Source organism: Geothrix oryzisoli (genome assembly GCF_022808865.1).
Lineage (GTDB): Bacteria > Acidobacteriota > Holophagae > Holophagales > Holophagaceae > Geothrix > Geothrix oryzisoli.
On sequence record NZ_JAKZLB010000001.1, the window covers coordinates 288,275 to 306,218 of the forward strand.

A 17,944-nucleotide genomic window follows, 5' to 3' on the forward strand; every position below is an offset into this window, starting at 1 on the left:
ATCCAGTGGCGTCAGCCCTTCATGGGGATGTGCAGGCCGATGGCCTCGGCGTGCTCGCGGGCGGATTCGTAGCCCGCGTCGGCGTGGCGGAAGACGCCCATGGCGGGATCGTTCCAGAGCACCCGGGCGATGCAGCGGTCGGCGCGCTCAGTGCCGTCGGCCACGATGACGACGCCGCTGTGCTGGCTGAAGCCCATGCCCACACCGCCGCCGTGGTGGAAGCTCACCCAGGAGGCACCGCCACCCACGGCGGTCATGGCATTCAGCAGCGGCCAGTCAGAGACGGCATCGGAGCCGTCCTTCATGGCTTCGGTCTCGCGGTTGGGGCTGGCCACGCTGCCGCTGTCCAGGTGGTCGCGGCCGATGACGATGGGGGCCTTGACCTTGCCGGTGCGGACCAGCTCGTTGAACTTGAGGCCCGCCAGGTGGCGCTCACCGGCGCCGATCCAGCAGATGCGGGCGGGCAGACCCTGGAAGGCGATCTTCTCCTTGGCGGCCTTCAGCCAGCGGATCATGCCCTCGTTCTGGGGGAACAGCTCCATCATGGCGGCGTCGGTCACTGCGATGTCCTCGGGGTCGCCGGAGAGGGCCGCCCAGCGGAAGGGGCCGATGCCCTTGCAGAAGAGGGGCCGGATGAAGGCGGGCACGAAGCCGGGGAAGGCGAAGGCGTTCTCGAAGCCCGCGCGCTTGGCCTGGGCCCGGATGTTGTTGCCGTAGTCGAAGGTGACGGCTCCGCGGCGCTGGAACTCGACCATGGCCTCGACGTGGGTCCGCATGGAGGCCAGGGCCCGCTGCACGTAGGCCTCGGGCTGCTCCTTCCGCATCACCGCAGCCTGCTCGAGGGTGAGGCCGGTCGGGATGTAGCCGTTGTACTCGTCGTGGGCGCTGGTCTGGTCGGTCACGAGGTCGGGCTGGAAGCCGCGCTTGAGGATCTCGGGCAGGATCTCCGCGGCGTTGCCCAGCAGGCCGATGCTCCGGGCCTCGTGGGCATCCACATACTGCTGCACCAGGGCCAGAGCCGTGTCCAGGTTGTCGGTCCATTCATCGAGGTAGCGGGTGTCCAGGCGCTTCTGGATGCGGGTCTGGTCCACCTCGACACAGAGGGCTACGCCGCCGTTCATGGTGACGGACAGGGGCTGGGCGCCGCCCATGCCGCCGAGGCCCGCCGTGAGGGTCCAGGTGCCGGCCAGCGTTCCGTTGAAATGCTGGCGGGCGGCCTCGGCGAAGGTCTCGTAGGTGCCCTGCACGATCCCCTGGCTGCCGATGTAGATCCAGCTGCCGGCGGTCATCTGGCCGTACATCATCAGGCCCTTCTGATCCAGCTCGCGGAAGTGCTCCCATGTGGCCCACTTGGGCACCAGGTTCGAGTTGGCGATGAGGACGCGGGGCGCGTCGGGGTGGGTCTTCACCACGCCCACGGGCTTTCCGCTCTGCACCAGCAGCGTCTCGTCATCGTTCAGGTGCTTCAGCTCTTTCACGATGGCGTGGAAGCAGTCCCAGTTCCGGGCCGCCTTGCCCAGGCCGCCATAGACCACCAGGTCCTCGGGCCGTTCGGCCACCTCGGGATCGAGGTTGTTCATCAGCATGCGCAGCGCCGCCTCCTGGACCCAGCCCTTGCAGTGCAGGTGGGTGCCACGGGGCGCAGTGACGATGGGGGCTTCGGATGCGGTGGTCATGGGGGCTCCGACGGAACCCCTTAGTTTCCCACGGCTTCCAATCGACCGCGATCAAGAACGCCGGAGCACCCTCAGGGCCCGTTCCAGTTCGGCCCGCATGGCGGCCGGGGAAGCCGCGTGATGGATGCTCCCATGCCCCGGCAGCACCCAGGTGAACTCGAAGGCCAGGAGCCTTTCCAGACTGTCAAGCTGCCGCTCCCAGGAGTGCCAGTTGTAGGTGCGGGAGGCGGAGAGGTGCCCCTGGTCCGGGTTCCACCACAGGTGATCGCCGGTGAACAGGAAGTCCCGGTAGAGCAGGCAGACGCTCCCGGCCGTGTGGCCCGGGGTGGGGATGAGGAGCAGGTCCTCCGCCAGCTGGATGGGTGCGTCGCCCGCCACGAGGTGCTCCAGGGCCGTGAAGCCATCGGCCCGGTGCATGATCCGCTCACAGCCGAACCGCGCATGGTAGGCCACATGATCCGCCACGTCGTCCTGGTGGCTGAGCACCAGCATCGACACGCCGCCCAGGGCCTCCAGGTTCTTCATGAGCGGTTCCGCGGCCCGCGGGGAATCCATCAGCACATTGCCCCCAGGGCGGCGGATCAGGTAGCTCCATGCGCCGAAGCTCTTCTCGCTGGTGTAGCCGCAGAAGAAGACATCCTCGGCCAGCGGATGGGGGAAGGCCCGGGCGGCGGCCGGGAGGCCGGCCTTGTCGTCGGTGCCGATGGAGCCCACGGGGCAGGCCACCAGGGCCATGGCGGCCAGCCGTCTCGACTCCGGATCGCCAGGCTGGGTGTGGATCTTCGCATGGTCGCCGCCATCCGCGAAGGTCCCCGGGGCGAACTGATAGCAGGTTCCACAGTCGATGCAGGTCCGGTCCACGAAGAGGGGACCGGGGGCATTGTCGGCGTGGGCATCCGTTCGGCGGGCCATGAACCCTCCGTCTCTTGGATGCTTCAGCGGTTCACCATGTGCATGGCGGACTCCGGGTAGCGCGTCCCGGCGGCGGCCCCGGGCGGGAACAGGCCGCTGAGCTCCTGGAGTTCGCCGGGGCACAGCACCTGCTCCAGGGCGCCCAGGTTCTCGTCCAGGCGGTCCCGGCGCTTGGTGCCGGGGATGGGAACCACGTCCCCGCCCTGGCCCAGCACCCAGGCCAGGGCGAGCTGGGCGGGGGCACAGCCGCGGGCGGCCGCCATGTCCCCGAGGCGCGCCACCAGGTCCAGGTTCTTCTGGAAGTTCTCGCCCTGGAAGCGCGGCGAGTTCCGGCGGTAGTCACCAGGCTCGAAATCCTCGAACGTCTGGATCTGGCCCGTGAGGAAACCCCGGCCCAGGGGGCTGTAGGGTACGAAGCCCACGCCCAGGTCCCGGCAGGCCTGAAGCAGTCCGTTCTCGGGATCGCGGGTCCAGAGCGAATATTCGGACTGCACGGCACTGATGGGATGCACCTTGAAGGCCCGTCGCAGGGTGGCGGGACTGACTTCGGAGAGGCCCAGGAACCGGACCTTGCCCGCTTTCACGAGGTCGGCCATGGCGCCCACGGTCTCCTCGATGGGCACGTCCAGGTCCACGCGGTGCTGGTAGTAGAGGTCGATGGTGTCCACGCCCAGGCGCTTCAGGCTCCCGTCGCAGGCGCTGCGCACATAGTCGGGCCGACCACAGACGCCGCGCAGGGCCGGGTTGCTGGGATCCCGCAGGATGCCGAACTTGGTGGCGATCACCACACGGTCCCGTACGCCGGCCAGGGCCTTCCCGAGCAGGATCTCGTTGTCATGAGGGCCGTACATGTCGGCCGTGTCGAAGAAGCTGATGCCACGATCCACGGCATGGCGGATCGTGGCCGTGGATTCGGCATCATCCCGGTGGCCGTAGAAGTCCGACATGCCCATGCAGCCGAGGCCGAGGGCGGACACGGTGAGCCCCTGGGTTCCGAGCGTACGGGTCAGCATGGGGACCTCCTGGCTTCAGTATGAACTCCGGTCACCGGTGCTCGACGACGTCCTTGGCCTCGAACCGGACCTTGGGGGTGGCGGCGTACTTGTCGTCCGCCGCGCGATAGCCCAGGGGGCAGGCGCTGATGGTGGTGTACCCGGTGCCCTTGAGGCCCAGGATCTCATCGTATTTCGCGGGCTCGATGCCTTCGAAGGGGCAGGCGTCCACACCGAGCAGGGCGGCGGAAGTCATGAGGTTGCCCAGGGCGATGTAGGTCTGGCGGGCGGCCCATTCCTGAATGACCGCATGGCGAGCGCCCTTGACCAGATCGCCCACCATGTAGCCCTTGTAGCCGGCCAGGCTGTCGATGGCTACGCCACGCACTTCGGCGATGCGGGCCACAAAGCGGTCCACGTCGGCTTCGGTGATGTCCTGCTTGGCCGTGAGGACGATCAGATGGCTGCAGTCCTCCACCTGGGACTGGTTCCAGGACGCGGGGCGCAGCTTGGCCTTGAGGGCCGGATCGGTGACGACGATGAACTTCCAGGGCTGCAGCCCGTAGCTGGAGGGCGTGAGGACGAGGGCCTCCTCGATCACGGACCAGTCGGCAGCGGAGATCTTCTTCGTGGGGTCGAACTTCTTGGTGGCGTAGCGCCAGTGGAGTTGTTGAAGCAGGCTTTCGCCAGAGATGGTGCTCATGAGTGCCTCGGAATTCGGATGGAAGACGGGGTTCAGATGGCCTGCTGGATGCGGGTCCGCAGCTGGTCGATGGGCATGGAACCCACGATGCGGTCCAGGGGCTCGCCATCCTTGAAGATCACCAGGGTCGGCATGCTGAGGACGTCGTACTGCTCGGACAGCGGGGTGAAATCATCCACGTTCAACTTCGCGAAGCTGATCTTCCCCTTGAACTCCGCAGCCAGGGTCTCGGTGATGGGAGCCAATTCGCGGCAGGGCGCGCACCAGGGAGCCCAGAAATCCACCACGGTGTAGCCATGGGCCACAGCCTGGGCGAAGGTCTGGTCGGTGAGGTGCGAGATGAGGTCGGACATTCGGTGGCTCCTGCGAAACCCTTCCAGGTTAACGGATCTGGAAGGGTTTCCGGTCATGACAATCTCAACAGGGCCTCAGGCCCCCTTGGCCCACCGGGTCGTGGCGGAGGCGATGCGTTCGCCCAGCAGCTCGGCGCTCCTGCGGTCGGCCAGGTTGGGCTCGACATCCGGGGCCACCTGGCCCGCCTGGGCCATGAGGCCGGTGAAACTGCCGAGGCGGTTGATGCCCTCCTCATTGCCAGGCATCTCGGCATTGCCGATCCAGACCATGCCGTGCTGCATGGCGAAGATCATCAGGGACTGGAGGGTGTTCAGCTTGTCGCCGCTGGGGCTGCCGCTGATCGTGAAGCCGGCCGCCAGCTTGTCCTTCCACTTCCGCTCGAACCAGGGCTTGGAGCTGGCATCCATGAAGGTCTTGAAGGGGCCGCTGACGTTGCCCATGTAGGTGGGGCTGCCGAAGACGATGGCATCCGAGGCCTCGAGGTCCCCCCAATGGGCGTCAATCTCCTCGACGGGAATGAGCAGGGCCTTGACCCCGGGGATGGTCTCGGCGCCGGCCTTCACGCTTTCGGCGACCACCTTGGTGTGGCCGTAGCCGCTGTGGAACACGATGGAAATCTGGGTCATCCTTGACTCCTTTTCGGGGGCTTGCATTCGTTTCGCCCGTGGTCCAAACTTTAGGTGCTTACGATCAAAAAGAAAGTAGGCACTATTTTGGAAGGTAGGCACCCAATGGTTCGTAAAGCCTGCACGCTGGCTCCCAATGTCCTCAGCGCCCAGTGTCCAACCCGCCAGGCGCTGGATCTCATCGCCGACAAGTGGACGACCCTGCTGATCTACCTGTTGTCGAAAGGGAAGCAGCGCTACGGCGACCTCCACCGCCAGGTGGGCGGCATCAGCCAGAAGATGCTCACGCAGACCCTGCGCAAGCTGGAGCGGGACGGCCTGGTCACCCGCCACGTCTATCCCGAGGTGCCGCCCCGCACGGAATACGAACTGACCAAGCTGGGCCACACGCTCATCGGGCCCCTGGGCGCGCTCTGCGAATGGGCGGGCACGCACTTGTCAGAGCTGGAGCAGGCCCGCAAGCGCTACGACCACCTGCAGAAGAAGCCCCCTCTCAGCGCCTGATAGGGTCCGGGGGGACCGCCTGCTCGCGATGTCCCCCTGGGCCCCCGCGCTTCGGCCGGGCGAGCCCGCCCTCAGCGCCTGATGGCGTCCAGGTCCCCAGGCGCGTCCAGGTCGTCGGCACCGGCCGGGAAGGGCAGGGCCGCGGCCCCCTCGCGCAGGAGGAGGCCCTTGGCGCCGCGGTCCCCGCGCAGCGTCAGCAGTTCCGGGAAGAGGCGCCGTGGCAGCACGGCGGGAATGCCGAGGGTGTCCGCATAGGCGCAGGCTGCGGGGCGCTCGGGATCGACCGCGGCCAGGGCCAGCAGGCCTCCGAGCAGGGTGGCATCCACGGCGGGCTGGTCCACCGTCAGAAGCAGGGCCGCTTCCACGGCCGGCCCCAGGGCCGCGACGCCCAGGCGGATGGAGCTGGCCATGCCCTCCTGGGCTTCGGGGTTGAACACCGTCTGGACCTCCAGGCCGGCAAGGCCGGGGTCCCAGGTCCCGATCACGGCGACCACGGGGCTGCAGCCGGCACCCAGGGCCGCCCGGGCGGCGCGGCGCAGCAGGGTCTCGCCGTCCAGGCGCAGGAGGGCTTTGGGGCCGCCCATGCGACGCCCCGCCCCCGCCGCCAGGATGACGGCCGCGATCACGGGGCGGACACCGGTGTGCGGGCCGCCCGCAGAGGACCTCCCGCCCGGTCCTGGAAGCTGGCCTGGATCTCCGCCAGCACGGCCAGGGCGATGGTCTCGGGGTCCTCGGCGCCCAGGTCCAGCCCCACGGGGCTGTGCAGGCGGTCTCCCAAGTGGATGCCTTCCACGGCCAGCTCCGCCACCATCTTCGCGCTCCGGGCCCGGCTGCCCATGAGGCCGAAATACCCGGCCCCGGATTCTCCCAGCAGGCGCAGAGCCTCAAGGTCCTTCAGGTAGTTGTGGGTCATGAGCACCACCGCGCTGCGGCGGTCCAGCCCCAGCTCAGGCACCCGCTGGACGGGATGGCCCGAGAGGACGCGGTCCGCCTCGGGGAAGCGCTCCGCCCGGGCGAAGGCGGGCCGGTGGTCCAGCAGGCCCACCTTCCATCCGAGCCCCTTGGCCAGGTGGACCAGGGGGCGGCTGTCGTCGCTGGCGCCCAGGATCCACAGGGAGATCGGTGGGGGGATGATCTCCAGGATCTCCTCATCGCCTGGAGCTTCACTCTCCCGCAGGCGGCGGCAGGGGAAGCCGTCTTTCAGCGAGGTCGCCAGGCGCAGGGGGTGGCGATCGCGCAGCACCTCCTCGGACCAGGCCACCCAGGCCGGGGGTGCGGCGGGATCCAGCCGCTCCACCAGAATGTCGAGGACGCCCTCGCAGCCGCTGCCGCTGCCCCAGACCAGATCAGCCTCGCCCCGGAGGTCGTACCGGAGCAGACGCGGAAGGCCATCGGCCAGCACCTCCTTGGCCCTTCCAAGCACCTCGCCTTCGAGGCAGCCGCCGCTGAGGGAACCGCGGAGCACCTGCTCCCCATCGGTGAGCAGGCGGGAGCCGGGCCGGCGGTAGCTGGAGCCTTCGACGCGTAGCAGTGTGGCCAGGGCCAGACGAGCTTCATGACCCCGGAGCAGGCCGAGGATGTCCTGGAGTTCCTTGTGCATGAGGAGATTATGCCTTGCGCAGCGCTGGCGGGAGGAGCGGCAGGCTGCGCAGGCGCTTGCCGGTGGCGGCGAAGACCGCGTTGGCCACGGCGGGGGCCAGGGGCGGCAGGCCCGGCTCGCCCACGCCGCCGGGCGGCAGATCGCTGGGCACGATATGGACCTCCACCTTGGGCATGGACGGGAGCAGGAGGATCGGGTGGTCCGAGAAACTGTCGGCGGTCACGCGGCCATCCTTGAGCGTGATCTCGTCGTAGAGGGCGGCGCTGAGGCCGAAGGCGATGCCACCCTCCATCTGGGCCTTCACGTTTCCCGGATTGAGCACCATGCCGCAGTCCACCGCGCAGACCACGCGGTGGACACGGATGCCGCCGCCGGCCTTGGCCTCCACTTCTGCGACTTGCGCCACGTAGGTACCACAGTCCAGGTAGGCGTGGGCCGCGATGCCCCGGCCCCAGCCCTTGGGCAGCTTGCGGGTCCGCCACCCGGCCTTGGCCGCGGCCAGCTTGAGCACGGCGCGATAGCGGGCGGGATCGAAGGTGTCCTTGCCCAGCTTCTTCGGGCCCTTGGGGAGGTTCGCGAGGCGGAAGTCGAGGGGATCCTTTCCAGCCGCGTGGGCCAGCTCGTCCAGGAACGACTCGGTGACGAAGGGGTTGAAGCTCGCGGGGACGGCACGCCAGAACCAGATGGGCACCGGCGTGTCGCTCTGCCCCCACTCCACGTGCAGGTTCGGGATGGCGTAGGCGAGATCGGCGGCGCCCGCCAGCTCCGTGGCCTCAGGGGGCCATGGGAAGTGGTTGGATGCGGCGATGGAGGGCCCCACGAACCGGTGCCTCCAGGCCACGGGGCGGCCCTGGGCGTCCAGGCCCGCCTCCAGCTCGTGGAGCGTCGCCGGGCGATAGCCGTCGTGCTGGAAATCGTCGGGCCGTGTCCACTGCGCCTTCACAGGTGCTCCAACCGCCTTCGAGCACTCGACAGCATCCGCGATGAAATCCGCCATGGCCCGGCGGCCGAAACCGCCTCCCGCCAGGGTGACCTGGATCTCGATCTGATCGGCCTTCAGGCCCGTGATCTTCTCGACGGCGGGCAGGGCCATGCCCGGAGCCTGGGTGGGCGCCCAGATCATGCAGCGGCCCGGCTTCACGTCCGCCACGGCCACCATGGGCTCCATGGTGGCGTGGGCGAGAAAGGGCGCGTCATAGGTGGCCTTGATCCGCTTGGCTGCCTTGGGCAGGGCCTGGGCGGCATCGCCCTCCTGCCGCACCACCTTGCCCGGCGTCTTGAGCCGCGCTTCGAACTGCCGGCGGAGGGCGGCGCTGTCCACCTTGGCGGCCGGTCCCTCATCCCACTGCACCTTCAGCGCCTCGCGGCCGGCGAAGGCCGCCCAGGTGTCCTCGGCGAACACCGCCACGCCGCTGGACACCTCCAGCACCTGCTTCACGCCGGGCACCTTCAGGGCGGCCGAGGCGTCGAAGGACTTCACCTTCCCGCCGAACACCGGGCAGCGCTCGATGCTGGCCACCAGCATGCCCGGCAGGTGGAGGTCCGTGGCGAACTGGGCGCGGCCGGTGACGAGGTCGGGCCCATCCACACGCCGAGCATCCTTGCCGAGGATCCGGAAGTCCTTGGGCGCCTTCAGGGGCGGCTCCGGCGGAGGGGTGAGCCGGCCCGCCCGGGCCACCAGGTCGCCATAGGCGAGATTCCGCTTCGTGGAGGCATGCCGGATCTGGCCCTCGCGCGCGACGCACTCGGCCTTGGCCACGCCCCAGGTGTCGGCAGCCGCCTGGAGGAGCATCTCCCGGGCCTGGGCGCCCACTTTCCGCAGGGCCATGGTCGTGGACAGGGTGGTCTGGCTGCCGCCGGTGACGCCGAGGTCGCCGAATCTCGGCGCGGTGGAGGCCTGGAGGACCTTCACCTTGGACCAGTCCGCTTCGAGCTCTTCCGCGACGACCATGGACATGCTGGTGCGGACGCCCTGGCCCATCTCCGTGCGCGTGGCCCAGATGGTGACGGAGCCGTCGGGGTCGATGCGCAGCATGCCGTTGGGCTGGAATGCCGGTTCAGGGGCCTGGGCCGCAGCCCCCTTCAGTTCCAGGGGCAGGCAGAAGGCCAAGGTGAGGCTGCCGGTGGTCTTGAGGAAATCGCGCCGGGTGGTGCTCATGGCGTCACCCCCTTCCGCTGGCCCGCCGCCCGGTGGATGGCCTCCCGGATTCGGAGGTAGGTCCCGCAGCGGCAGACGTTCTCGCCCATGGCCGCATCGATGTCGCGATCCGTGGGCTTGGGATGCTTGGCCAGCAGGGCCGCCGCCGTCATGATCTGGCCCGTCTGGCAGTACCCGCACTGGGCGACGTCCGTCTCGATCCAGGCCCGCTGCAGGGGATGGGCGCCGTGGGGGTCCAGGCCCTCGATGGTGGTGATGCGCTGAGTGCCGACGGCGCTCACCGGCGTCACGCAGGACCGTGTGGGCGCGCCGGCCAAGTGAACGGTGCAGGCTCCGCAGAGGCCCTGCCCGCACCCGAACTTGGTGCCGGTCAGCTGGAGCCGGTCCCGCAGGACCCACAGCAGGGGCATGTCCGGGGGGGCTTCGACCGTGTGGGACTGGCCATTGACCGATAGGGTGAACGCCGCCATGGGGCACCTCCCGTTATGGATGGGCCCCATCATCCTACGCTCGATGTGAAGACTGGGTGCTGGCTAGAAAAATCAGGCCAATTGTTGATCAAGAGGAAGTTTGCGGATCCGCTTGCCCGTGGCCGCGAAGACCGCGTTGAGGACCGCGGGGATGGCGACGGGAACGGGCGGCTCGCCCATGCCGGAGGGCGCCTCCGGGCTGGGGATCACGTGGGTCTCGATGAGGGGCATGTCCGCCATCCGGAGCACCGGGAAGTCGTGGTAGCCGGTCTGCACGGTGCTTCCCTTCTCCCAGGTGATCTGACTGAAGAGGGCCGACAGGCCGAAGGCGATGCCGCCTTCCACCTGCGCCTCGAGTCCCGCCGGGTTCACGGCCAGGCCGCAGTCCACGGCGCAGGTCACCTTGTGGATCTTGAGCTGGCCCTTCAGGACGGAGACCTCGGCCACCTCGGCGGCGTAGGTGCGGCCGTCATAGGCGTGGCAGGCAAGGCCAAGGCCATGGCCCGCGGGCAGCTTCCGGCCCCAGCCGGCCTTGGCGGCGGCCACCTCCAGCACCTTCTTCAGGCGCCGGATGTCGGCCTCGTCGCGGCCGAACTTGACCTTGCCCCGATCGCTCAGAAGGTCGAGGCGGAACTGGAGGGGATCCCGGCCCAGGGTGTGGGCCACCTCGTCGAGGAAGCATTCCCGGGCGAAGACATTGGGCACGACCTGGATGCCGCGCCACCAGCCCAGCGGTGTGGGAGCGTCCACCTCCGCGAAGTCCACGGCGATGGCGGGGATGGCGTAGGGGATGTCGTAGGCGCCGTTGGTTTCCGTGGCCGCCTGGGACGGTGCCTTCTGCCCGCCGATCCAGGATCGGAGGACGGCCGGGCCCGCGATGCGGTGGGCCCAGGCCGTCAGGGTGCCGGCGGCGTCGAGGCCGGCCCGCAGGTGGTGCAAGGTGGCCGGGTGATGGAGGTCGTGGCGGAGGTCATCCTCCCGGTCCCACACCACCTGAACGGGCCCGCCACCGGCGGCCTTGGCCACCTGGGCGGCCTCGGTGCTGAAGTCCGTGCCGAGCCGGCGGCCGAAGCCGCCGCCGATCAGCGGCACCGTCACCTTGAGCTGCTCGGGTTTGAGCCCCAGGGCTGCGGCGGCCCGCTCGTGGGCCCGGTTCGCGGACTGGCTGCCCACCCACATCTCGGCGCCCGTTGCACTCACCGCGGCCGTCGCGTTCATGGGTTCCACGGTGGCGTGAGCCTGGTACGGGAAGCTGTATTCCGCCTCGAGGACCTTGGCTGCGGCCTTCAGGGCCTTGCCGGCATCCCCTTCACGCCGGGCGTCGTCGGCGGGTCCGGTGAGGGCGGTCCGCATCTTCGCCTCGAGTCCCGCAGAGTTGAATGCCCGCGCGGCCCCCTCTTCCCAGGCCGTGGTGGCGGCGAGGGCGTCCCGGCCCTTGAAGGCGGCCCAGGTGCTGTCGGCGATGACGGCCAGGCCGGTGGGCACCTTCACCACGGCCTTCACGCCCTTCACGGCTTTGGCCTTGGCTTCGTCCCAGGCCTTCGGCTGCCCTCCGACCACGGCGCAGCGCAGCACGGCGGCAAAGCGCTGGCCGGGCCGGCGCACGTCGAGACCGAAGATCGCCTTGCCCGTGACGATGGCGGGGCCGTCGAAACGGGGGGTCCGCTTGCCGACCAGGCGGTAGTCCGCAGGCTTCTTGAGGGGCGCCTCCTTGGGTACAGGCTGTTTGGCGGCGGCTTCCGCCAGAGCGCCATAGCCGAGCTTCCTGCCGTCCGGGCCCAGGACGAAGCCCTGTTCCGTGCGGCACTGCGCGGGGCTCACCTTCCACTGCGCGGCGGCGGCGGCCTTGAGCATCTCCCGGGCCGTGGCCCCGGCGCGGCGGAGCGCATCCCAGGTGGTGCTTACGCTGGTGCTGCCGCCGGTCTGCATGGCCTTGAAGTCGGGCCCGGGCTGGGCGTTCACCACCTCGATCTTGGCCCAGTCCAGGTCCAGCTCCTCGGCCAGCGCCAGGGGCAGGGCCGTGCGCACGCCCTGGCCCATCTCGGCCTTGGGCACGGTGATCCGGGCGGTGCCATCGGGCCGGATGGCCAGGAAGGCATTGGGCTGGAAGGCGGCCGGGGGCATCTCACCGGGACGGGGCTTGGCCTCCAGATACAGGCCCAGCATCAGGCCTGTCCCGGCGGCGCCGGTGACTTTCAGGAACTCGCGACGGCTGGTCATTTCACACCCCCGGCGGCACGTTTCACGGCTTTGCGGATGCGGGGATAGGTGCCGCAGCGGCAGACATGGTCAGCGAAGGCCTCATCGATGTCGTGGTCCGTGGGATGCGCCTTGTGCTTCAACAGAGCCGCCGCGCTCATGATCATTCCGGGCTGGCAGTAGCCGCACTGGGCCACATCCTCGGCGATCCAGGCCTTCTGCACCGGGTGGGAGCCGTCCCTGGACAGGCCCTCGACCGTGACGACGGCATGTCCCGCAGCCTCTTTGAGGCTGGTCTGGCAGGACTTCACAGCCTGGCCATCGAGGTGGATGGTGCAGGCACCGCAGACGCCCTGGCCGCAGCCGAACTTGGTACCGGTGAGCCCCAGGGTGTCGCGGAGGACCCAGAGAAGCGGCGTGTCGGCGTCGGCCTCCACGGTGCGGCCGCGGCCGTTCACGGTGAGCTGGTAGGTGGGCATGACGACCCTCGCAAATATCGTGTGACGAGGGTTCCACCCTACGCCTCTCCCGGCTGCTTCCACAATGCCCGGGCCAGGGGCCAGCGCGCCCAGGAGGGCGCCGAGGCGCTATCCTGGGAGGACCCCCCTGGAGCTTCTGATGCGACCTCTGATCGCCCTCCTTATGTCCTTCGCCGCCGTCGCCCTGGGCGCCGGGACCAAGCCCCAGGTGAAGCTCACGACCTCGATGGGTGTCATCGTGATGGAGTTGGAGCCCCAGGCGGCTCCGCGGACGGTGGAGAACTTCCTGAAGTATGTGAAGAAGGGGCAGTACAACGGCACCATCTTCCATCGGGTCATCCCCGGCTTCATGATCCAGGGCGGCGGGTATGTGGACTACCTCGGGAAGAAGCGCACGGATGGCTCCATCCCCAACGAGGCGGACCGTGCGCTGGCCGCAGGCCTGAGGAACAAGCGCGGCACGGTGGCCATGGCGCGGACCCCCGACCCCCACAGTGCGGCCGCGGAGTTCTTCATCAATGTGGTCGACAATCCCGCGCTGGACTTCAAGAGCAAGGCCAATGACAAGACCTGGGGCTACTGCGTGTTCGGCCGGGTCGTGAAAGGCATGGATGTGGTGGACCGCATCAAGGCCGTCAAGACCAGCAACAAGCGGAGCGACTTCCTCAACCTGCCCGTGAAGGCGGTGATCATCAGGGAAGCGGTGCAGATCCAGTGACGGCCATGGCCTCCGTTGGCGCACCCAGCTTGCGGAGGCTGCGTTCAAGGCGCTGGCGGTAGCGGGGCCAGAGATCCGTTCCGTTGAGCATGAAGCGGGCCCGGTCCCAATCGAGGATCAGGGCACCGCCCTGGGGCGGCAGCAGGATGTTGGTGGCGTTCAGGTCGGGCGACCACAGGCCCCAGTCGCAGAGCGAGGTGATGGCCTGGCGGATGTCCGTGGCACGCTCCCTGCTGAGGTCCCAGCGGCGTGGCCAGGCTTCGCCTTCGGCGAGCCGGGTGAACAGCACCCCCTCCACGCCCAGCCCGTTGGGGCGCCAGGCGTAGCCGAGGGGTTCCACGGTGGGGAACCCGGCCTCCCAGAGGCCGCGATGGACCGCATGTTCCGCGGCGAAGCGGAGGTGGGTCCGGTAGGTCCGCTCATTGAGGTGGCGCAGCAACCCGCCTCGGCGATAGGGGCGCAGCACCAGGTCGCCGACCCGGAGGATGCCGCCGCGACCGAAGGCTCCTTCCAGGGGAACGGCCTCACCTGCGATGAGCTGACCTCCGGGCGTACAGACCCGCCAGCCCGAGCCGAAGCCCGGCAGGTCGAGGTTCACGCGACAGCCCAGCGGCCGGAGCGGCCTGCCCGGCTCGTAAGGCCAGGATGCGGGCAGCGGAGGAACGATGTAGGGGTCATGGATCATGTGGCTTCCAGCTTGGCGGGTCCGGCCCAGGAAGGCAAAGGCTGTATCCGGCGCGCTGCCGGAACGAGCCCGGCGACACCTGTCAACTGTCGTTTCGTGAGGGGAACCTGCCACCAAAAATCAGCACGGACCCAAGTGGCTTGCGCTGGAAGGAATTCTCCCGGATTGCACACCCGCTTCCCACAGCGGATGTGGAAATCCCCCGGCGGTGTTTCGGTAAAGCGGAAAATTTTTTCTCGATTTCTGCACGCCTACCCAGTGGGGTTTCATCGGCACGCGCGAGCCAGCCTCACTATCCTGGGAGAGTGGACGCACCCGCTCGTCATTCCTTGATTCCCGCTGAAGCCCTGGCCCGGCAAGCCCGGCTTGCGGGCCTTCTGGCGGCCATGGAACAGGGAGCCGAAAGCCGCGAACCTGCTTCGCTCCAGAGGCTCCGCCGTGCCCTCGCGGGGGCGCAGGCGGAGCCTGCCGAGCTCGTTCAGTCGCTGGCCTCGGAGGGGCTTGTGGAGGAGGGGGCCAGCCTGATCCGTGCCGAACGCCGGGCTGCGGAAGCGACTGTCGCGAAACAGACGGCTGCCCTCCTGGCACCGCTTGCGGCCAAGGCGATGGCCCGGCGCGAGGCGTCCTGGCAGCTGGACAGCCGACGGGCCACCGTACGGCTGGGCTATGCGAAAGAGGGGGAGGCCCTGGACCTCGACGAAGGGGATGTGCACGCGATCCTGCTCCAGGCCTTCCGCCTCGAGGGGTTGAGGCTGGCCCTGGATTTCGGCAAGCGCCCCAGGCCCTTGCTCCGCCTGGAACTGCCGCTGCCCGCAGGAGCCGGGGGTCTGGCGGAATGGGCGGAGGCAGTGTTCCGGGTGGAGCCGGTCGAGACGCCCGGAGCGGTGATGACCCGGCTGAACGAGCGCCTTCCGGCCGGGCTGCGGATTCAGAGCTGGGATGTCCTGGCGCCCTACGCCTCACCCCTCGGGGAACTGGCGGAAGCCTCCCATTGGCGCTGGATCTGTCCCGAAGCCCAGGTCCCGGAAGCCGCCCGCCGCACCGCGGCTTTTCTGGCTTCCGCGGAATGGCTCTGGGAGAAGGGCGGCCGGGTCGAGGGGCGCAAGGAGATCAAGCAGGTGGACCTGCGGCCCCTGGTGACGGAGCTGCGCTGGGATGGGGCCACCCTCTTCAGCACGACGCGGACAGGGAGCTCCGAACCGGGCAACCCCCTGAAAATCCATGCCGCCATCCTGGGCCTCGAGCCGGCGGACCTCAGAGGGCTCCTGCGCCTGTCCCTGGACCTGCGGGCCGACCCGCGCCTCGCCCAGGCGGAGCGCTTCGAACCCAAGCTCCGGAACATGTACGAGGATGCGGTGCTGCTCAGCGGCGGCTCGAACATCACCCTGGTCGATGAGGATGACGAGGAACCCCTGCGCCTAGGCTGAGCCCGCTTCCTTGCTGATGGCCAGCAGCAGGCCCAGGCAGATCAGGCTCGCAATGAGGCTGTTGGGGCCGAAGGAGATGAAGGGCAGGGGGATGCCCTTGTTGGGCGCCAGGGACAGCACCACGCTCATGTTCATCAGGGCCTGCACCACCAGGAGCAGCACGAAGCCCATGGCGCAGAGCTTGAGATAGGTATCGCTCACGCGGCGGGCGATGCGGTAGCCCCGCCACAGGATCGCGATGAAGAGCGCGAGGATCGCCACGGTCCCGATCAGGCCGGCCTCCTCGGCGATCACCGCATAGATGAAATCCGTGTGCGCCTCGGGCAGGAAGAAGAGCTTCTGCTTGCCGCCTCCCAGGCCGACGCCCATGAAGCCGCCGTTGCCCACGGCCACAAGGCTCTGGAGGGCCTGGTGGCCCTTGCCGAGGGGATCCGCGGCGGGGTTCAGGAAGCTGGTCACCCGGGCCAGGCGGTAGGGCGAGAGCACCACGAAGGCCGTCCCCAGAGCGCCCAGCACGGGAATCGCCACTGCGAAGATCCATTTGGGCGCGCCGCCGAGGAACACCACCATCAGCGTCACGAAGACGATGAGGAAGGAGGTTCCGAAATCAGGCTCCCGCAGGATGAGGGCCAGGGGCACCGACATGAGGCCGGCCAGGCCCAGCAGCTTGGGCAGGGCATCGCGATGGCTGGTCCAGGCTTCGCGGTAGCGCACCATCCACCCGGCGGCGATGAGGACGGACAGGGGCTTGAACAGCTCCGAGGGCTGGAGGCTCATGGCGCCCAGGCGGATCCAGCGGTGGGCGCCGTTGACCTTGGGCCCGAACAGGAGGACCGCCGCCAGGAGCACCACCAGGACCCCGTAGGTGATCTGGATGGGGCGCGAGTGGTCCTGGAGGGGCGCCAGATCCACCTGGGAGAGCGCCAGCATGCAGGCGATGCCGATGGCGCCGCCCAGGAGCTGGCGGGTCAGGAAGGCCGTGGCGGCCGCGTGGTTCTGGGAGGCCTTGATGGCGGAGGCAGAGTAGATCCACACCATGCCGACGGCGACCAGGGCCAGTGCGAAAAACACCAGCCAGCGATCCACGGGGCGGCGGACATCGGGCGCCATGTCTGATCCTAGGCCAGGGCCAGGTCGCGGCGGGCGGCCGCTTCAAGCTCGAGGAGCGCCTGGTCCACCCAGGCAGACTCCTGGGCCTCCACCATGAGGCGGAGCTTGGGTTCCGTGCCGGACCAGCGGATGACCTGGCGTACCCCATCGCCCCAGCGGGCATCGATGGCGGCCATGGCGGAGACCAGGTCCAGGCAGGCTTCCACGGGCCGGCGGTCGCGGGCGACCACGTTCACCAGACGCTGGGGCCAGGGCCGGAAGGTCCAGGCCCAGCGCCGGTTGGCTGGCCGGTGCAGGAGGGCACGCAGGATGCCGAGCGCGGCGGCCATGCCATCACCGCTCGGGCCCACCCGCTTCTGGATGAGATGCCCCGAGGCCTCGGCGGCGAGGTCCCAGCCACGGCGCGCCATCTCCCTCAGCAGGAACTTGTCGCCCACAGGCGTGCGGACGAAGGGGATGCCCGCCTGAGCCAGGGCCTGAGCCAGGCCGCCGTTGGTCATCACGGTGCCCACGACGCCCGGAGGGGCGTCTCCGCAGGCCTGGCGGTCCTGGGCCAGGAGCCACATCATCTGGTCGCCATCCACGAGATCGCCCTGGCCATCCACCAGCAGGCAGCGATCCCCGTCGCCGTCGAAGGCGATGCCCAGCTGGGCCCCTCGCGCAACCACGGCCGCGGACAGGGCATTGAGGTGGGTGGAGCCCACACCCACGTTGATGGAGGGGCCATCGGGAGGGACGCCGATCCAGTGGATGCCGGCACCTCGGAAGAGTTCCTGGGCGGTCTCGGCCGTGGCGCCGTGGGCGCAGTCGATCACCACGCCGAAATCCGCAGGCAGGTCGATGCCGCCGAGGTGGGCCAGGTAGGGCTGAAGGTCCAGATGGGCGGCCGGTACCGAAATGGTGGTGGGTTCGGGAAGGGCGTCGAAGGCGGTCTCGATGGCGCGTTCCTGATCCTCTTCCAGCTTCTCGCCCAGTTCGTTGAAGCCCTTGAGGCCGTTATCCTCGGGCGGATTGTGGCTGGCGGAGATCATGAGGCCCCAGGTCTTCTCGCCCTCGGCGCTCAGCTTGGCGACCGTCCAGGCCACCGCAGGAGTGGGTGCCATGCCGAGGATCAGCACTTTGAGACCCAGCCCCACGCCCATGATGAAGGCTTCGGACATGGGACCGGAACTGGAGCGCGGATCCCAGCCCATCACGAGCCGCTTCACACCTGCGGCCCGGGCCACCTGGGCCCAGGCGGCGCCCCAGCGCGAGACCTCCTCGAGGGTGAGGGGAGTGCGGAGGGCCACCCCGCGAATGCCGTCGGTTCCGAAATAGCGCAGACTCATGCC

18 protein-coding genes are annotated in these 17,944 nt (G+C 69.0%); 3 read left to right on the forward strand and 15 right to left on the reverse strand.

Annotated elements, in window-relative coordinates:
* Nucleotides 1–11: 11 nt before the first annotated feature.
* The 6 genes from hutU to MLE43_RS01265 all read right to left on the reverse strand — a co-directional run bounded on the left by hutU (nt 12) and on the right by MLE43_RS01265 (nt 5,263).
* Nucleotides 12–1,676, reverse strand: a complete 1,665-nt coding sequence (gene hutU, locus MLE43_RS01240) for a urocanate hydratase (RefSeq protein ID WP_243300929.1) — start codon at nt 1,674–1,676, stop codon at nt 12–14.
* Between the two features lie 51 nt (nt 1,677–1,727).
* Nucleotides 1,728–2,588, reverse strand: a complete 861-nt coding sequence (locus MLE43_RS01245) for an MBL fold metallo-hydrolase (protein WP_243300931.1) — start codon at nt 2,586–2,588, stop codon at nt 1,728–1,730.
* Between the two features lie 23 nt (nt 2,589–2,611).
* Entirely contained in the window at nt 2,612–3,601 is a 990-nt protein-coding gene (locus MLE43_RS01250) for an aldo/keto reductase (protein ID WP_243300933.1), read from the reverse strand.
* Nucleotides 3,602–3,632: 31 nt separating this feature from the next.
* Nucleotides 3,633–4,283, reverse strand: coding sequence for an NAD(P)H-dependent oxidoreductase (locus MLE43_RS01255; protein ID WP_243300935.1), 651 nt, complete (start codon nt 4,281–4,283; stop codon nt 3,633–3,635).
* A gap of 32 nt (nt 4,284–4,315) precedes the next feature.
* Entirely contained in the window at nt 4,316–4,636 is a 321-nt protein-coding gene (trxA, locus tag MLE43_RS01260) for a thioredoxin (protein ID WP_243300937.1), read from the reverse strand.
* Between the two features lie 75 nt (nt 4,637–4,711).
* The gene (locus MLE43_RS01265; protein WP_243300940.1) at nt 4,712–5,263 is read right to left on the reverse strand and encodes a flavodoxin family protein; all 552 of its coding nucleotides are present in this window, start codon (nt 5,261–5,263) and stop codon (nt 4,712–4,714) included.
* Nucleotides 5,264–5,368: 105 nt separating this feature from the next.
* Between MLE43_RS01265 and MLE43_RS01270 the strand changes: the two genes are divergently transcribed.
* Complete coding sequence (locus MLE43_RS01270) at nt 5,369–5,767, forward strand: winged helix-turn-helix transcriptional regulator (RefSeq protein ID WP_243300941.1); 399 nt, start codon at nt 5,369–5,371, stop codon at nt 5,765–5,767.
* A gap of 71 nt (nt 5,768–5,838) precedes the next feature.
* Here the strand turns inward: MLE43_RS01270 and MLE43_RS01275 are convergent, their stop codons facing one another.
* The 6 genes from MLE43_RS01275 to MLE43_RS01300 form a co-directional block, all read right to left on the reverse strand.
* Nucleotides 5,839–6,393 carry a nucleotidyltransferase family protein gene (locus MLE43_RS01275; RefSeq protein WP_243300942.1) on the reverse strand — a complete coding sequence of 185 codons (555 nt, stop codon included), beginning with the start codon at nt 6,391–6,393 and terminating at the stop codon, nt 5,839–5,841.
* On the reverse strand, nt 6,390–7,367 hold the full coding sequence (locus MLE43_RS01280) for an XdhC family protein (protein ID WP_243300943.1): 978 nt from the start codon (nt 7,365–7,367) through the stop codon (nt 6,390–6,392). Before MLE43_RS01280 ends, MLE43_RS01275 begins: the two co-directional genes overlap by 4 nt.
* A gap of 7 nt (nt 7,368–7,374) precedes the next feature.
* Nucleotides 7,375–9,525, reverse strand: coding sequence for a xanthine dehydrogenase family protein molybdopterin-binding subunit (locus MLE43_RS01285; RefSeq protein WP_243300945.1), 2,151 nt, complete (start codon nt 9,523–9,525; stop codon nt 7,375–7,377).
* A complete protein-coding gene (locus tag MLE43_RS01290) occupies nt 9,522–9,995 on the reverse strand; it encodes a (2Fe-2S)-binding protein (RefSeq protein ID WP_243300946.1) in 474 nt (157 codons plus the stop codon). Before MLE43_RS01290 ends, MLE43_RS01285 begins: the two co-directional genes overlap by 4 nt.
* A gap of 72 nt (nt 9,996–10,067) precedes the next feature.
* Nucleotides 10,068–12,215: a xanthine dehydrogenase family protein molybdopterin-binding subunit gene (locus MLE43_RS01295; RefSeq protein WP_243300949.1), complete on the reverse strand. Its 2,148-nt coding sequence runs from the start codon at nt 12,213–12,215 to the stop codon at nt 10,068–10,070.
* Complete coding sequence (locus MLE43_RS01300) at nt 12,212–12,673, reverse strand: (2Fe-2S)-binding protein (RefSeq protein WP_243300951.1); 462 nt, start codon at nt 12,671–12,673, stop codon at nt 12,212–12,214. Before MLE43_RS01300 ends, MLE43_RS01295 begins: the two co-directional genes overlap by 4 nt.
* 139 nt (nt 12,674–12,812) lie before the next feature.
* Between MLE43_RS01300 and MLE43_RS01305 the strand changes: the two genes are divergently transcribed.
* On the forward strand, nt 12,813–13,391 hold the full coding sequence (locus MLE43_RS01305) for a peptidylprolyl isomerase (protein WP_243300952.1): 579 nt from the start codon (nt 12,813–12,815) through the stop codon (nt 13,389–13,391).
* On the opposite strand, the gene MLE43_RS01310 is transcribed toward MLE43_RS01305, so the two are convergent.
* The gene (locus tag MLE43_RS01310; RefSeq protein ID WP_243300953.1) at nt 13,366–14,076 is read right to left on the reverse strand and encodes a lipopolysaccharide kinase InaA family protein; all 711 of its coding nucleotides are present in this window, start codon (nt 14,074–14,076) and stop codon (nt 13,366–13,368) included. The two genes, MLE43_RS01305 and MLE43_RS01310, sit on opposite strands and share 26 nt — an antisense overlap.
* 386 nt (nt 14,077–14,462) lie before the next feature.
* On the opposite strand from MLE43_RS01310, the gene MLE43_RS01315 reads away from it, so the two are divergent.
* Nucleotides 14,463–15,503: a TIGR03936 family radical SAM-associated protein gene (locus MLE43_RS01315; RefSeq protein ID WP_243300957.1), complete on the forward strand. Its 1,041-nt coding sequence runs from the start codon at nt 14,463–14,465 to the stop codon at nt 15,501–15,503.
* Here the strand turns inward: MLE43_RS01315 and ftsW are convergent.
* Nucleotides 15,495–16,613, reverse strand: coding sequence for a putative lipid II flippase FtsW (gene ftsW / locus MLE43_RS01320; protein WP_243300964.1), 1,119 nt, complete (start codon nt 16,611–16,613; stop codon nt 15,495–15,497). The two genes, MLE43_RS01315 and ftsW, sit on opposite strands and share 9 nt — an antisense overlap.
* 8 nt (nt 16,614–16,621) lie before the next feature.
* Nucleotides 16,622–17,941 carry a phosphohexomutase domain-containing protein gene (locus MLE43_RS01325; protein WP_243300965.1) on the reverse strand — a complete coding sequence of 440 codons (1,320 nt, stop codon included), beginning with the start codon at nt 17,939–17,941 and terminating at the stop codon, nt 16,622–16,624.
* Between the last annotated feature and the right edge of the window lie 3 nt (nt 17,942–17,944).

Coding starts and splice junctions, on each gene's coding strand:
- MLE43_RS01280 (WP_243300943.1), bottom strand. CDS start 7,367: ATGCACAAGGAACTCCAGGACATCCTCGGCCTGCTCCGGGGTCATGAA.
- trxA (WP_243300937.1), bottom strand. CDS start 4,636: ATGTCCGACCTCATCTCGCACCTCACCGACCAGACCTTCGCCCAGGCT.
- MLE43_RS01245 (WP_243300931.1), bottom strand. CDS start 2,588: ATGGCCCGCCGAACGGATGCCCACGCCGACAATGCCCCCGGTCCCCTC.
- MLE43_RS01250 (WP_243300933.1), bottom strand. CDS start 3,601: ATGCTGACCCGTACGCTCGGAACCCAGGGGCTCACCGTGTCCGCCCTC.
- MLE43_RS01255 (WP_243300935.1), bottom strand. CDS start 4,283: ATGAGCACCATCTCTGGCGAAAGCCTGCTTCAACAACTCCACTGGCGC.
- MLE43_RS01290 (WP_243300946.1), bottom strand. CDS start 9,995: ATGGCGGCGTTCACCCTATCGGTCAATGGCCAGTCCCACACGGTCGAA.
- ftsW (WP_243300964.1), bottom strand. CDS start 16,613: ATGGCGCCCGATGTCCGCCGCCCCGTGGATCGCTGGCTGGTGTTTTTC.
- MLE43_RS01270 (WP_243300941.1), top strand. CDS start 5,369: ATGGTTCGTAAAGCCTGCACGCTGGCTCCCAATGTCCTCAGCGCCCAG.
- MLE43_RS01285 (WP_243300945.1), bottom strand. CDS start 9,525: ATGAGCACCACCCGGCGCGATTTCCTCAAGACCACCGGCAGCCTCACC.
- MLE43_RS01305 (WP_243300952.1), top strand. CDS start 12,813: ATGCGACCTCTGATCGCCCTCCTTATGTCCTTCGCCGCCGTCGCCCTG.
- hutU (WP_243300929.1), bottom strand. CDS start 1,676: ATGACCACCGCATCCGAAGCCCCCATCGTCACTGCGCCCCGTGGCACC.
- MLE43_RS01310 (WP_243300953.1), bottom strand. CDS start 14,076: ATGATCCATGACCCCTACATCGTTCCTCCGCTGCCCGCATCCTGGCCT.
- MLE43_RS01300 (WP_243300951.1), bottom strand. CDS start 12,673: ATGCCCACCTACCAGCTCACCGTGAACGGCCGCGGCCGCACCGTGGAG.
- MLE43_RS01295 (WP_243300949.1), bottom strand. CDS start 12,215: ATGACCAGCCGTCGCGAGTTCCTGAAAGTCACCGGCGCCGCCGGGACA.
- MLE43_RS01325 (WP_243300965.1), bottom strand. CDS start 17,941: ATGAGTCTGCGCTATTTCGGAACCGACGGCATTCGCGGGGTGGCCCTC.
- MLE43_RS01315 (WP_243300957.1), top strand. CDS start 14,463: ATGGAACAGGGAGCCGAAAGCCGCGAACCTGCTTCGCTCCAGAGGCTC.
- MLE43_RS01265 (WP_243300940.1), bottom strand. CDS start 5,263: ATGACCCAGATTTCCATCGTGTTCCACAGCGGCTACGGCCACACCAAG.